This is a genomic window from Streptomyces sp. NBC_01275 (assembly GCF_026340655.1).
GTDB lineage: Bacteria > Actinomycetota > Actinomycetes > Streptomycetales > Streptomycetaceae > Streptomyces.
In genome coordinates this window covers 9,965,823-9,979,880 of record NZ_JAPEOZ010000001.1, presented here as the reverse complement: position 1 = coordinate 9,979,880, position 14,058 = coordinate 9,965,823, and the positions used below count along the sequence as shown (strand labels likewise).

The 14,058-nt window shown below is 71.9% G+C and carries 13 protein-coding genes and 1 pseudogene; 5 read left to right on the top strand and 9 right to left on the bottom strand.

Going from position 1 to position 14,058, the window contains the following annotated elements; translation table 11 throughout:
• Positions 1–14: 14 nt before the first annotated feature.
• A complete protein-coding gene (locus OG562_RS43775) occupies positions 15–2,861 on the bottom strand; it encodes a beta-L-arabinofuranosidase domain-containing protein (RefSeq protein ID WP_266408204.1) in 2,847 nt (948 codons plus the stop codon).
• Positions 2,862–3,019: 158 nt separating this feature from the next.
• On the bottom strand, positions 3,020–3,586 hold the full coding sequence (locus OG562_RS43770) for a hypothetical protein (RefSeq protein WP_266408202.1): 567 nt from the start codon (positions 3,584–3,586) through the stop codon (positions 3,020–3,022).
• Here OG562_RS43770 and OG562_RS43765 point away from each other — a divergent pair.
• The 4 genes from OG562_RS43765 (at position 3,585) to OG562_RS43750 (ending at position 6,405) form a co-directional block, all read left to right on the top strand.
• Entirely contained in the window at positions 3,585–4,058 is a 474-nt protein-coding gene (locus OG562_RS43765; protein ID WP_266408200.1) for a GNAT family N-acetyltransferase, read from the top strand. The two genes, OG562_RS43770 and OG562_RS43765, sit on opposite strands and share 2 nt — an antisense overlap.
• Positions 4,059–4,149: 91 nt before the next feature.
• Positions 4,150–4,683: a GNAT family N-acetyltransferase gene (locus OG562_RS43760; RefSeq protein ID WP_266408198.1), complete on the top strand. Its 534-nt coding sequence runs from the start codon at positions 4,150–4,152 to the stop codon at positions 4,681–4,683.
• A 172-nt stretch (positions 4,684–4,855) separates the two neighbouring features.
• A complete protein-coding gene (locus OG562_RS43755) occupies positions 4,856–5,764 on the top strand; it encodes a hypothetical protein (protein ID WP_266408196.1) in 909 nt (302 codons plus the stop codon).
• 59 nt (positions 5,765–5,823) lie between these two features.
• Entirely contained in the window at positions 5,824–6,405 is a 582-nt protein-coding gene (locus OG562_RS43750) for a hypothetical protein (protein WP_266408194.1), read from the top strand.
• Between the two features lie 31 nt (positions 6,406–6,436).
• Here the strand turns inward: OG562_RS43750 and OG562_RS43745 are convergent.
• Positions 6,437–6,673, bottom strand: a pseudogene (locus tag OG562_RS43745) (TetR/AcrR family transcriptional regulator); the annotation flags it as partial.
• 13 nt (positions 6,674–6,686) lie between these two features.
• Complete coding sequence (locus OG562_RS43740) at positions 6,687–7,253, bottom strand: MarR family winged helix-turn-helix transcriptional regulator (RefSeq protein WP_266408192.1); 567 nt, start codon at positions 7,251–7,253, stop codon at positions 6,687–6,689.
• Between the two features lie 40 nt (positions 7,254–7,293).
• Between OG562_RS43740 and OG562_RS43735 the strand changes: the two genes are divergently transcribed.
• Positions 7,294–8,301 carry a DMT family transporter gene (locus OG562_RS43735; RefSeq protein WP_266408191.1) on the top strand — a complete coding sequence of 336 codons (1,008 nt, stop codon included), beginning with the start codon at positions 7,294–7,296 and terminating at the stop codon, positions 8,299–8,301.
• 30 nt (positions 8,302–8,331) lie between these two features.
• Here the strand turns inward: OG562_RS43735 and OG562_RS43730 are convergent, their stop codons facing one another.
• Genes OG562_RS43730 through OG562_RS43710 form a run of 5 tightly spaced genes read right to left on the bottom strand, consistent with a single transcriptional unit; the run spans position 8,332 to position 14,056 of the window.
• On the bottom strand, positions 8,332–9,258 hold the full coding sequence (locus tag OG562_RS43730) for a sugar phosphate isomerase/epimerase (RefSeq protein ID WP_266408189.1): 927 nt from the start codon (positions 9,256–9,258) through the stop codon (positions 8,332–8,334).
• On the bottom strand, positions 9,255–9,869 hold the full coding sequence (locus tag OG562_RS43725; protein WP_266408187.1) for a nucleoside deaminase: 615 nt from the start codon (positions 9,867–9,869) through the stop codon (positions 9,255–9,257). Before OG562_RS43725 ends, OG562_RS43730 begins: the two co-directional genes overlap by 4 nt.
• A 43-nt stretch (positions 9,870–9,912) precedes the next feature.
• On the bottom strand, positions 9,913–11,439 hold the full coding sequence (locus OG562_RS43720; RefSeq protein WP_266408185.1) for a GMC oxidoreductase: 1,527 nt from the start codon (positions 11,437–11,439) through the stop codon (positions 9,913–9,915).
• 50 nt (positions 11,440–11,489) lie between these two features.
• A complete protein-coding gene (locus OG562_RS43715) occupies positions 11,490–12,644 on the bottom strand; it encodes an ROK family transcriptional regulator (protein ID WP_266408183.1) in 1,155 nt (384 codons plus the stop codon).
• Positions 12,638–14,056: a carboxylesterase family protein gene (locus tag OG562_RS43710; protein WP_266408181.1), complete on the bottom strand. Its 1,419-nt coding sequence runs from the start codon at positions 14,054–14,056 to the stop codon at positions 12,638–12,640. The genes OG562_RS43715 and OG562_RS43710 overlap by 7 nt, the downstream gene beginning before the upstream one ends.
• Between the last annotated feature and the right edge of the window lie 2 nt (positions 14,057–14,058).

Below are 14,058 nucleotides of genomic sequence, written 5' to 3'. Positions count from 1 at the left end.
CGATACCCGTCACGTCAGATGGGTGATGCATCCGTCTCTGGAAGGAGAGCCGGGGAGGTCGTGTAGGTGGCGTTCTGTGCCGTGGTCACCGCTTTCTGGCCGTCCACCTGGCTGAGCAGTCCCGCGGTCACCCAGGAGTTCACCGTGGACTGCACCCGCGTGACCAGCTCGCTCTTGGCGTTGAACGGGGCTCCGGCCCAGATCTCGTCGAGGAGGGTGGTGCCGTCGGCCCTGGCCGGGTTGGCGACGCCGGAGTCGGTGCCGCCGAAGACGACCTTGGGCTCGGCCCGCCGGAAGTAGGCGTGCGTCGGGTCTTCGGTGCCCTCGTAGAACGGCGCGAACTCGGTGCCGCCCAGGGTGTAGTGGAGTGGCTTGTCGGCCACGGGGGTGAGGGTGGGCAGCAGGTCGCCGGAGAGGGCGGCGTTGGCGTAGAGCCCCAACTGCAGGTAACTCGTAGCGGAGTTGCGGGCGACGAGGTTGACCGGTCCGTAGAACAGGGTCTGCAGCGACGGGTCGTCGAGGGCCTGCTCGACGCGCAGCCGGAACGGGAGGGTGACGCGGACGGTGTCGCCGCTGCGCCAGGTCCGGTCGACGGAGAAGTAGCCGCCGACGGCCGGTGTCCCGCTCACCGCGCTGCCGTTGACGGTCACCCGGAAGCCGCTGGTCGCCCAGGACGGCACCCGCAGACGCAGCTCGAAGGCGGCGTCGGCGCCCGCGACGGTGAGCGTGGAGCCCTGTTCCCTGGGGTAGTCGGTGGTCTGGGTGACGGTGACGCCCTTCTCGGCCCAGGTCAGGGTGGAGGGGCTGTACAGGTTGACGTACAGGGCGGTGTCGTCGGCCTTCTTGAAGTACACCGAGTCCTGGTACTTGGTGGCGCTCTCCATGCCCGTGCCCTCGCAGCAGGTGGTGCCCTGCTTGGGGGTGTAGTCGCGGACGTGGCCGGGGGTCAGGCCGATGAAGTAGGTGGTGAGCGGCTTCTCCGCGTCGGCCTTGTCCTGCTTGGAGCCGAGGACCTGGTTGTACAGGGCCCGCTCGTAGTAGTCCATGTACTTCGGGTCCTGCTCGTGGAAGAACAGCATCCGGCTGAGCTTGAGCAGGTTGTACGCGCAGCAGGTCTCGGCGTCGGTGTCGCTGATCGTCCCCGCGATGTTCCCGCGGGCCTTCCAGAACTCGCCGGTGCTGGTGCCTCCGATGCCGTACATCCGGGGCGGGACGACCATGTCCCAGAAGTTCCTGGCGGCGGTGAGGTAGCGCGCCTCGCCCGTCGCGTCGTGGAGCCGGAGGAGCCCGGTGAAGATGGGGATGTGCTGGTTGGCGTGCAGGCCGTCGAGGGTGTCGGTGTTCGCGGCGCAGGCGTCGATGAGCGTGTCGAGGTCGAAGAGGCGGGCCAGCGCGAGGTGTTCGGCCTTGCCGGTGAAGGAGTGCAGATCGCAGATCGCCTCGACGATGCCGCCGAACTCGCCGCTGGAGAAGAGGCCCCACATGCGCTGCCGGGTCGACTCGGGCAGCTTGGACAGCCGGGAGTACATCCAGTCGCACATCCCGGAGGCGAGATCGAGCGCCCGTGCGTCGTCGGTGTACGCGTAGGCGTCCAGCAGACCCTTGAGGATCTTGTGCGCGGTGTAGTACGGCGCCCACACTTTGGTGTAGTCGGAGCCGGTCGCGGACTCCAGGGCTATGAACTGCGTCTCCGGGTACGCCGCGAGGAACCCGGGATGGCTGGGCCCGCCCCAGGTGCGGCGCAGGGCGGCGTGCAGACCGCGGCCGGAGGAGTCCGCGAAGGCGCCGCCGCTGGTCTCGTCGAAGGCGTACGACGCCAGACTGCCTCTGCCCGCGGGGGAATCGGCGGCCCGGCTGCTCTGCAGTGCGCTGATCTCCGCGGCGGTCAGGGCCCGCGACCAGACGTTGAACTCGTCGTAGGCGCCCGCGAACACCGGGTCGCCGGAGTAGTTGGACCGGCCGAGCCAGTTGTTGGTCAGGGTGCCCAGCACCGACGGGTTGAGGGTCATCGCCGTGTTCTGGGCGACGGCGGCGCCGTTGACGTAGAGGGTGCCGGTGTTGCCCGAGATCGTCACCGCCAGATGGCTCCACTGGTTCAGCGGCAGCGCGGCGGCGCCGTTGAGGCCCTGCTCGCCGCCGGCGCCGCTGGTCGTGACGGCGAAGCGGGGCACTCCGCTCGCGTTGCGGGCGGCCAGGTAGAGGTAGCGGGTGGTGTTGTCGCCGAAGTCGAAGACCCGGCCCCAGGCGGCGTCGTGGGTGGGCTTCACCCAGGCCGAAAGGGTGATCGACGCGGCGCCGCCGAGGACCGCGGCCGGCAGGTCGACGTACTGGTAGGAGCCCCGGACGTTCTCCGCAGCGGTGCCGAACCTGCCCGTGACGCCGAGTAAGGCCGGAGAGGTGCGCAGGGCCGCCCGGACCTCGGTCAGGGCCCCGACCATGGAGGCGATCTTGTCGGCGTAGGCCTGCTCGCCGGTGCTGCCGTACGCCTGGGACAGCATGGTGAGGAAGTGGCCGGTGTAGTGGCCGCGGAGGTTTCCGTTGGCCTCGCCGTCGAGTCCCTCCCAGCCGCCGGGGGCGACCGCGCCGAGGGTGGAGAGGCCGGCGTTGGCGCGGAAGACCTGGAGCAGCCGGTTCACGTCGTAGCCACGGCCGTGGTCGAGCATCAGCCGGCGCTTGGCGGCGAAGAGGCCCTGGCCGAGGGTCACGTTCTTGAGCTCGAACGGTCTGAGCGCCCAGGCCGACGGCGCCGGCAGGGTGGCCGCGGCGGCCGTCCGGTGGGTGGCGGCGTACGAGATTCCCGGCGCTGCCGCCGCGACTATCGCGGCTTGGAGGAGGTTTCGCCTGGAGAAGGGCGGTGCCATGTGTGTTTCTCATCTCTGGGGGATGTGAGATACAGCCATGATTCGACATACCGAACATGGTTCGGGTTATCGGTCGGGTTTCTGCGGGCCAGACGATAAATTTGGATCACGGGCACGTCAATGCCTCTGACGAACTGCGCCTCAAGTCGGCTCGGAGTTCACCTGTCGCGGGCCGGCTCCTGGGAGGCGTGGGCGGGAGAGCGGTGGACCAGGAGGGCGCCGCCGCCGGTCCACAGGATCATGACCGCGCCCAGGAGCAGCCAGGGCCAGGAGCGGAACATGTCGCCGAACACGCCGCCCATGGCGAGCAGCACGCCCGCCCGGAGGCGGCTCTGGGCGAAGGCCGGCGCGGACTCGGCGCGGCCGTAGCGCAACAGATCGCGCAGGAAGAGCAGTTCGCACAGTGCGGTGACGAGGATGGCGGCCCAGAAGAGCTTGTCTCTGAGTCGTCCCCCCGCGCCCGCCCGGCACGCCGACGGGGTGGGGCGCGTCGGGGCATCGGGCGTTGGGTGGAGGCTTCCCCGGACGGTTCCCACGAGCGTCGACCGCGCCGATCCGGACGACGGCGACTCCCGCGGCCCTCGACGCGTCCCGGTCCCCCGCCCGCGACGTGTCCCGGCCGGCAGGGCGGCGGTCGCGGGCCGGCCGCCGCCGCCCGCGGAGCTGAGCAGGGCCATCACGCGGCAACCGCACGGGCCGAACGGAAGGACCGGGGCACCTGCCATGATCTTCATCATGGGCATACAGATTGCGCCGGCCGCCGTGGCCGACTTCCACCAGGTCCTGGCCGATCACCCCCGCTACTGGGGCGAACGCGATCTTCGGTCGCTGCACCTTCTCGCACTGGTGCAGGAGTTCGGTTCGACCTGTCTGGTCGCCCGATCCGAGGACGGCATCCGTGGGTACGTCTTCGGATTCGTCACCCCGAACGGCACCGGGTACGTCCATCTGATCGCCACGCGGGACGACGCCCGCGGCACCGGTCTCGGCCGTCGTCTGTACACGGCGTTCGCCGAAGCCGCGGAGGGTCAGGGCGCACGGCGGTTGAAGGCGATCACGTCGATCGGGAACACCGGTTCGATCGCCTTCCATCGCCGCCTCGGCTTCGACACGGACATCGTCGACGACTACAACGGCCCCGGCCGGACCATGGCCGTCTTCCATCGAGATCTGCCGGTCGACGGCCTGTGGTCCTGACCGGTCGGACGTCACTGGTCATCACCCCTGGGGCGAGTCGCCGGCGGCGCCGATTACCGGTCAGGCCGTCGCCTTATGCAGGATGGGTGTCATGACCGAGATCCGTACGCCCCGACTCATCCTCCGCCGCTGGAATGACGACGACCTCGCGCCCATGGCGGAGATCAACACGGACCCGCAGGTGATGCGCTGGATCGACGACGGGTCGGTGCGCGACCTGGAGCACACCGCGGAGGCCATCGAGCAGTGGGAGGAGGAGTGGGACGAGGAGGGCTTCGGCCTCTTCGCCGTAGAGTTGCTGGCCTCGGGCGAGCTGGCCGGCTTCACGGGCCTGTACGTGCCCGATTTCCTGCCGGAGGCACAGCCCGACGTGGCGATCGGCTGGCGGCTCGGTTCGCAGTTCTGGGGCCAGGGATACGCGTCCGAAGCGGCCCACGCCACGCTGGAGTTCGCGCTCCAGGACCGCGGCCTCGACCGTGTCATCAGCATCAGCCGGGTGGGTGACGACGCCTCCGAGAACATCGCCCGCAAGCTCGGCATGGCGCTGGAGCGCGAAACGACCCACCCGGTGTACGGCTTCCCGCTGTACATCCACGCCATCGACCTCACCGAGTTCGACGCATGAACCGGCCGACCGGCCTCCAGCTGTGCCTGGCCGGTTTCGTTTCCGCGCTGTTCCCCGCGGGCCGACCTCGGCGTTGACTCTGTTCGGAAAGCCGGTCCTCAAAGCCGATCCTGAAAGCCGGACCGGAAAGCCGGACCGGAAAGCCGGTCTGGTTCGCGGAAAGGGACACGTCATGGCCCCTGCGCAGTCGAAAGGCCCCGGGCCGTTCGCGGCCGACGGCTCCCGGGGCGCGGGCGTCTCCGCTGCCGGGGGCATGACCCCGTTCGACGACACGTACAACCGACCCGACCCGCGCGCGTACTTCCGCGCGCTGGGCCCCTGGGAGTACCAGACCCCGCACCACGCGCAGGGCGTCTTCCGCCGCCTGCTCAGGGCCTGCGGGTCCTCGAAGGACACGGCGGACCCCGTCACGGTGCTGGACATCTGCTGCTCCTACGGCATCAACGCCGCCCTGCTCAACCACGACCTCACGCTCGACGACCTGTACGCCCACTACACATCCCCGCAGGCCACCGCGATGACCACCGCCGAGCTGGCCGAGTGGGACACGGCGTACTACGCGGCCCACCGGCGCCCGGACGCAGTCCGCGTCGTCGGGCTCGACGCCGCCCCCCACGCCGTCTCCTACGCACGCGCCGTCGGGCTGCTGGACGAGGCGTTCGCCGAGAACCTGGAGACCGCGCCCGCCGGCCCCGACCTCCTTCGGGCCGTCCGCCACGCCCGCCTGATCACCCTCACCGGCGGAGCCGGCTTCCTGTCGCCGCGCACCTTCCAGGCTCTGCTGGACAGTGCCCACGGTCCGGTCTGGGTCGCCGCGTTCGTGCTGCGCACCGGCGCCTACGACGCCATCGCCGCCTGCCTCGAAACGAACGGCCTCACCACCGAGAAGGCCACCGCCACCTTCCCCCAACGCCGCTTCACCAGCGCGCGGGAACAGCAGTACGCGATCGACGCGGTCACCGCGGTCGGCGAGAACCCGCACGGCAAGGAAAGCGAGGGCTACTTCCACACCACGCTGTACCTCTCGCGCCCCGCGACGGACACCGCACGGCATCCGCTGGCCACCCTGGTCCGCGGCTGACCGACGCGCGTCGGAATAGGCTTGCCGTCTGCTACCGCCGATCAAGCAGGGCAGGGGACATGGCGGGATTCGATGACCTTGTGCAGGTGTTCGGCCGACCCCCGGCTCGTCAACCGGCTCCGGACGACTGGGCCGAGGTCGAGGCCTACGTCGGGTCGGCGCTGCCCAACGACTTCAAGGCCTTCCTGGACGCCTACGGAACGGGCGTGATCTGCGGCGAGTTGGTGGTCTTCCATCCGCTGGGCTCCAGTCCGCTGCTCACGAGAATGCGGAAGATCCACGAGTCGTTCGGCCAGTCGTGGCGACGTGACTCGGACAGGTATCCGTTCCGGTTCCACCCCGACCCGGGTGGCCTCATCTCCTGGGGCTACGACTACTCCGGCGACGAGCACTTCTTCTGGCCCTGCGACGACGAGCCCGACCGCTGGAAGACGGTCACCAACATCAACGGCGCCGAACCCGAGGTGTTCGACGGACCGTTCACCGCATTCGTCCTCTCCTTCGTCAAGCGCCTGCACGACGCCGCCCCGCACGACGGCATCGATCCGGACGCCTTGGAATTCCTCGACCCGGAAGATCTCGACGAACTGGCGGAGCGCGGCGAGATCGGCCCCGTCGAGCCGCGCTTCGAGCCTTTCTGACCTGGAAGGGGGCTGTCCTGGCCCACAGTCGGCCCGCGTCGGCGCAGGCGTCGACCTGGTGCCGGCAGACGGCGATGACGAGATCCGCTCGCGTCGGGAAGTGGCGGTAGATCGTGCCCAGTCCGACGCCCGCCTTGGCCGCGATGTCGCGCACCGGCGCCTCCACGCCTGACGTGACGAAGACCGCTGCGGCCGCGTCGAGCAGAGTCTCCTTGCTACGACGCCCTACCCCCGCCGGCGTCGCACGGTGGGTCGCCGACGAGCTCATCGCCCCGACCGCCTCATGAGCCGCCGGGCGAGCGCGAGTCCTCCATGCCGGAGAGCCAGACCGTGAGCAGGGTCTCGAGGGCCTTGGCCTCGGTGGGCGCCAGCAGATCCAGCAGATGGCGTTCGTTGCGCATGTGGTCGGTGAACGCCCGGTCGATCAGTTCGCGTCCGGGGTCGGTGAGGGCGACGATCCGGCCGCGCTGGTCGTCTCCGGAGCGGCGGCGGGTGACGAGTCCGGCGCGCTCCAGGCGGTCGATCCGCTTCGTCATCGCGCCGGTGGTGACCATGGTGTGCGCGGCGAGCTCGCCGGGCGCCCGTTCGTAGGGCTCGCCCGCGCGGCGCAGGGCGCACAGCACGTCGAACTCGCCCTCGCTGAGCCCGTAGCGCCGGTAGACGACGCGCAGTTCCTCGGTGAGCTGGTCGGCCAGGCGGTGCAGTCGGCCGATCACTCCTTGCGGGGTGACGTCGAGGTCGGGCCGCTCGCGACGCCAGTCGGCCTGGATGCGGGCCACCCGGTCCAGCGGTCGCCGGTCTTCCACGGCCCCCTCCTCCCCGCGTGCCGCGGGCGCCTCTTCTTCCATGATCCCCATCATACCTTCCATGGAAGCTATATTGTCTTCCATGGAAGCTAATGGACGGTGGGTGGCGCTCACCGCGATCGCACCGGTGGCCTGGGGCGCCAACTACTACGTCACGCACACGTACCTCCCCGCCGACAGCCCGCTGTACGGAGCCGCTCTGCGTGCGCTGCCCGCCGGCCTCGTCCTGCTGGCCCTGTGCAGACAGCGCCCCCGTGGCGCGTGGTGGTGGCGCTCCGCGGTGCTCGGGCTGCTCAACGTCAGCGTGTTCTTCGTCCTCGTCTACGTCGCCTCCCAGCTGCTTCCGACCAGCGTCGCCTCGACCGTCATGGCGGTGTCCCCGTTGACGATGATGCTCATGGCCTGGCCTCTGGTGTCCGAGCGCCCCCGCACCGCCCACCTGGCCGGCGCCGCGATCGGGCTCGCCGGGGTGTGTCTCATGCTGCTCACGGGCGTGGACAGGGTGGGCGTGCGGGGAGTCCTCGCCTCGGCCGCCGCCGTGCTCGTGTCGTCCTTCGGCCACATCCTGGCCAAGCGGTGGAGCGCGGACGCCGACGTGCTCGCCTCGACCGCCTGGCAGCTCACCGCCGGCGGCCTGTTGCTGCTCCCGGCCGCCGCGGCCGTGGAGGGGCCTCCCCCCGCGCTCTCCCCGTCGGCGCTCCTCGCGTTCGGCTATGTCACCCTGATCGCCACCGCGCTGGCCTTCGCCGCCTGGTTCACCGGGCTACGGCACCTGCCGGCGGGCACCGTCGGCCTCATAGGACTGCTCAACCCCGTCACGGGCGTGCTGCTCGGCACGGTGGTCGCCGCCGAGGTGCTGACCGTTCAGCAACTGTGCGGACTGATCCTGGTCCTGGCCGGAGTCGTCCTCGGCCGCCCCACGCGCGCAGGCCGAGCCGCCGTCGGGCCGGGCGGCGACGGCCAGGCGCCTGCCCGTCCCGCCACCGACGGGACACCTGCGTCCGAGACGTCCTCGGCCGAGACGCGCTCGGCCGGGACACCCGCGGACGGGCCACCCGAGCGGGAGCCGTCCGCCGGTCTTCCCCGATAGGCGTTCCCCCACGCCTCCCGGGAGCGGCTCTCACGCCCGCGCGGCTCGCGCGACGGCCGTCCCCGCCCGGAGCGCGGCGACGGGGTCGGCCGCCTCGTCCAGCTCGATGAGCACGGTGTCCGCGCCGGGGGTGCGGGACATGGCGTCGGCCCAGCCTCTCCAGTCCACGATGCCCGTGCCCAGTTCGGTCATATAGGGCTGCTGCTGGGCGAAGACCGTGTCGTCGATGGTGAGTTCGACGTCGATCGGCTTGACCGCGTCCTTCCAGTGCGCCAGCGCGATGCGCGGGGCGTGGCGACGCGCGACGGCGACGGGATCGCCTCCCCCGAGCGCGATGTGGCAGGAGTCGGGGCACAGCCACACATAGCGCGGATCGGTCAGCGCCATGAACAGGTCGATGTCCCGCTCGTACCAGAGGGTGCTGTTGGACTCCGTGTGGAAGGCGAGCTTCACGCCGTGCCGGGCGACGGCCTCACCGACCGCGTGGGCGATGTCGGCCATCCGGGTCATGTACGCGGCGTCGACGAAGAACGGCGGACGCGTACCGAACGTCGTGCGCATGGGCAGTCCGGTGACGAGGAGGTCCGCTCCCAGGTCGGCCAGGAAGGCGGCGCGTCGTTCGGCGTCGGCGACGATCTCGGGCAGGTTGTCGCCCTCCCGCCAGTCGGGGCTGTCGTTCTCCGTGACGAAGGCGCTGACGACCGACAGGCCCCGGGACTCCAGTGCGCGGCGGAACGCCGGTGCGCTGCCGAAGGCCCGCAGCGCCGAGTCGATGTCGCCCGGCGCGAAGGTCAGCTCGATGCCCGTGACCCCGGCCTCGGCCAGCGCCTCCATCACCCGCGCCCAGAAGCCCTCGGGGTGCGCCAGCGCCCAGTCGCGCACGGCGTCCGCGGAGTCGAGTCCCCAGAAGCGCGGGTGGTAGAAGGTGACCACGTCGGTCGCGAACCGGGGGGTCATTCCGCGCCGCCGCGGGCGTTGTAGACGACGATGCCGCCGCCGTCCGCGTCGACGGCCTCCCGGTACCCGCGGAACACCGCGAGCGCCTCTTCCCGCAGCACATCCTGTACGACCTTGATGCCGCGTGCCTCGAACTGCTCGGCCCAGTCCGCGCCGAGCGGCCCCTCGTCGAAGGTGGTGATCTCCTCCAGTTCCGGACCCTCGCCGGCGACCACGAGGCCGCGTACCCCGGACCACATGGCGGCGCCGTAGCACTGGATGCACGGACGCCAGTTGACGACCAGTTCGTGGGTCGGCAGGCCGTCGCCGCCGAGGTCCCAGCCGCCGGTCGCCGTCTGGGCGAGGCCGAGCGCGACGACCTCGGCGTGTGCGCTGGAGACGCCGGAGGCGAGGACGACGTTCACGCCGACCGAGACGATCCGGCCGGTGTCCTGCTCGGCGACGAGCGCCGCGAACGGGCCGCCGTTGCCCTCGCGCCAGTTGCGGTCGGCGAGACGGTGCACCAGGCGCATCCGGCCGTCCCGGTCGGGGATGACGGCGGGCACGTCGGCCAGCTCGTCGTCGATCCACGGTGGCAGCGCCACCCGGTATTCCTTGGCGATGTCGATCACGGTCCAGCATCCTCTCAGCGTGCGGGTGTCCAGGTGCGGAAGATCAGCGCGCGGCGAGCGCCGCGTCGCGTGCGGCGACGGCGCGGGCGGCCCGTACGGCGGTCACCGCGCCGGTCAGGGTGACGTTGGCGGCCATCGGGGTGGGGATGACGCCGTTGCCGGCGACGTACAGGTTGGCGAAGCCCCACACCCGGCCGTCCGGGTCGCACACGCTTCTCCCGTCGTCGGCGGCGCCCGTGCGGACGGTGCCGGTCAGGTGCAGCGAGGAGCCGGGTGGGAGCAGCGCGCATTCGGTCGCGGGGTCGAACGGGCCGAACTCCTCGGCCAGCGAGCGGACTTCGGCGAGTGCCCGCTCGATCAGCGTGTGGTCGGCGTCGGAGTAGGCGAACTCGACGCCGATGCGCGGCAGTCCGGCGAGGTCGGTCTCCGACTCCGAGAAGACCAGGCGGTTCTCGGGGCGCGACTCGACGGGGGCGAGGAGCGACAGGCCCACGGCGTGGGCGAGGGGGCGGCCGTTCTCGTCCAGGTACGTGCGGTTCATGATCTGGCCGTGGAACGGCTGCGCCGCCCCGTTCTGCGGCAGCCAGAGCGAGTCCGTGCTGAACTCGCCGGGGCGCGGCAGGGGCAGGGCGTCGCGGCCGATGCCGAACCGGTCGAGGTCGAGGAGCACCCGGGCGGCGATGAACGCGTGCTCGTTGAGGTATCGGCCCAGCGCTGTGGGGCGGATGCCCGAGGCGAACAGCAGCTGCGGGGTGCGCAGCGCGTCGGCGCACACGATCACGGCGTCCGCGTGAAGTTCGGTCTGCGTGCCGTCGGCGACGCGTCGCAGTCGGGCGCCGGTGACCCGGCCCTCGGCGAGCAGCAGCCGGGTGGCGAGCGTCCCGGTCACCAGGGTGAACGCCGGGTCCCCGCCGGCCGCGATCGCCGGGAAGATCGTCCCCGGCGCGGTGCGGGGCATGGGGCCTGTTGCCGTCGCCGTGACGGCCATGGGCATCGGCTGCGGTCGCCGGTCGTCGGGTGCGGCGCCGTCGTAGCGTCGGCGCAGTACGTCGAGGACCGTCCGGCCGACCTCGGTCGGGCCGATGGGTGAGGGGGTGACCGCCAGGAGTCGGCGCGCGGTGTCCAGGTCCGCCGTCCAGCGGGCCGGGTCGCCGAAGTCGAACACCTCGTCGCCGGCGGGCCACGGGGTCGCGGCGGTCCAGTGCACGCCCATGCCGCCCGCGTTCCAGGCGAGCGCCGTCGCGGGCATCGCCTCGGCGTCCTCGCCGAAGGCGAGCGCGTGGAACATGCCGGGCGCGAGGCCGGTGAGGCTGTCGGCGACCTCGCGCACCACTTCGGCGCCGGTGTACATGCCCTGGATGCCGGTGCCGACCTTTTCGTTGTAGCGCGACCAGAGGACCGGGTCGTCGACGTCGTGCAGATGCACTCCGGGCGCAGAGCCGATCGCGCTGCCGCCGTCGACCATCGTGATGTCCAGCCCCGGATCGCCGTCCCGCAGCAGCCGGGCCACGACGGATCCCATGATGCCGCTGCCCACGATGAGGACGTCGGTGCGGTGGGTGTCGGTCACAGGGAGACTCCAAAGTCGGGTGGTGGGGGGAGAGTTGGGTGGTGGGGGGATTACGCGCCGGGGACGAGCGGGCCGAACAGTTCGGTGTCCATGCGGTCGAGTGCCGACTTGACGGCGCCGACGAGCGCGGCGTCGTGCCCCAGACTCGTGGCGCGCAGTTCGACGGCGGGGGTGCGGGCGCGGCGCAGCGCCTCGCGCACCCGGGGCAGCAGCACGTCGGCCGCGTCTTCGAGCCCGCCGCCGAGCACGATGAGCGAGGGCGCGATCGTCCACGACAGGATCGTGAGGATCGAGGCGATGTTCTCCACGAGTTCGTCGACCTCGGCGAGCGCGTCCGCGTCACCGGCCCGCGCCGCGGCGAAGCGGTCGAGCGCGATCCTCCGCCGGGCCGGTTCCGGTGAGGTCAGCCATGCCACCGGGCGGTTCTCGACCGAGCCGGCCGGGATCGACGCGGCCTCGACGATCTCGCCCGCCGCGCCGTCCAGACCCCGGTGCACGGCGCCTCGGATGAGGATGCCGAGTCCGGTGCGGTTGCCGAGGATCGCCCATACGACGTTGTCGTGTTCGGCGGCCACGCCTCGCCAACGCTCGGCCAGCGCACCGAGGTTGGAGTCGTTGTCCGCGAACCAGGGCACGGGGATGCGCCGTTTGAGCTCCTGGGGCAGGTGGACGCCTTCCCAGTGGGTCGTGTGCACGAGGCGTCGTACGATCCCGTCGTCGTCGATCGCGCCGCCGGCCGCGATGGCGCCGGCGCGCAGCCGGTCCGTCGACCCGCCCGCGTCGTCGAGCGCCTCCAGGACCAGCGCCGCCGCGTCGTCGAGGGTGGCCTGGGGGTCCTGGTAGGCGCGCAGGGGGCGGTGCGCGCGGCCGAGGATGCGGCCGCGGACGTCGGCGACGACCGCGGTGACGTCCAGGGTGGTGATGCGTACGGCCGCCAACAGGGCGTGTTTGGCGCGTAGTTGGTAGCGGCGGGCCGGGCGTCCGGCGCAGCCGCTGGTCGGTACGCGGTCCAGCTCGGTCACCCAGCCCGCCTCGACGAGCGAGTCGAGGATGAGCTCGATGGTGCGACGGGAGAGGCCGGCCTGCTCGGCGAGCGTGGTCAGGGTCATCGGCTCGGCCGACACGGCCAACGCGCGCAGGATGACGGAGGTGTTGACGCGGCGGACGGCGCTCTGGTTCATCCCGTTCAGCCCGGGCGTCAGCATGTCGCCTCCTTCGCCGCCGGCGTCCCGGGATCGAACGGCGTCCCGGGGTCGAACGGTGTCACGGGGTCGAACACGCCGGTGGTGTCGGCCGTGAGGCCCGCGCCGGGTCGGCCGTACTCGCGCGCCGGGTCGCCGAGCGCGCCGGTCGCCCTCGCCCAGGCGGGTTCCTGGCCGTGGACGAACCGGACCAGGTCGGCGTGCATCGAAGTGGCCAGCTCCGCGGGCGGGTTGGGGCCGAGCGTCTCGGGGACGCCGGGCGCGTCGAGTACGTCGAAGAAGTACGGGATGTCGATGCAGTGCGCCGCGCCGCCGAGTACGGGGGACGGCCACTCGAAGGAGTACAGCCAGGTCCCGGCGACGGCTGCACGGCGGGCGAGCGCCGCGCGCGGGCAGACGGCGCGGAACAGGGTGTCCGTCACCCGGGTGCCCGTGGCACGGGCGCCTGGCGCGCCGGTGGCGGTGTCGCCGTCGAACTCGTCGCCGGTCGCGCCGAGCAGCAGCGGTACGCCGTGTCCGTGCGCGGCGAGTCCGTCGGCGATCGGCGTCGGCAGGACGTCGTCGCCGACGAACGGACCGAGCGCGAGCGCGTCGTCGCCCGCCGCGTCCCGCAGGCCGATGACGGCCCGCTGGACGTCCGTCACGCTGCGGCCGGCGAACCCGTCCCGCGTGGGCGGCACGCCGAGCCGGCGCCCGAGCCGTCCGAGGAAGTCGCCCGCGCGGTCCGCGCCCACGTCGACGGCGACCCCGGAGAGGCTGACGGCCCGCTGGAAACGGCCACGGGCGGCGGGCGACGACAGCAGCGCGAGCACGGCAGCGCCGCCGGCCGACTGCCCTGCGAGGGTGACCCGTTCGGGATCGCCCCCGAACGCGGCGATGTTCTCCCGCACCCAGTCGAGCGCGAGCAGCAGATCGCGCAGCCCGAGGTTCGGGGGTACGTCGTCCAGTACGGCGAATCCGTCGACGCCGAGCCGGTAGCCGACGGTGACGCAGACGACGCCGTCGCGGGCGAAGGAGCGCCCGTCGTACCAGGGGCTGGCCGGGCTTCCGCCGAGGAAGCCGCCGCCGTGGATCCACACCAGGACCGGGCAGGGCGTACGGTCGCCGTCCGCGTCCGGGGCGACGATGCCGAGGTTCAGCACGTCGTCGCCCGGCACCGACGGCTCCGGAATGGTGGTCGTGGCCGACAGCGGCACGGCTTGCGAGGTCGCGCCGTGCCGGGAGGCGTCGTACGGCTCGGTGGAGCGGCCACGGGGCGTCGGCGGGGCGAACCGCCGGGCGCCGGTGGGCGCTTCGGCGTACGGGACGCCGAGGAAGCGGCGGGTGCGGCCGGTGCGACGGCCGACGAACGGGCCGGCGGGGGCGAGGACGGTGACCGGCTCACCGGGGGCGCGGAAGTCCGTCCGCTCGTCCATCG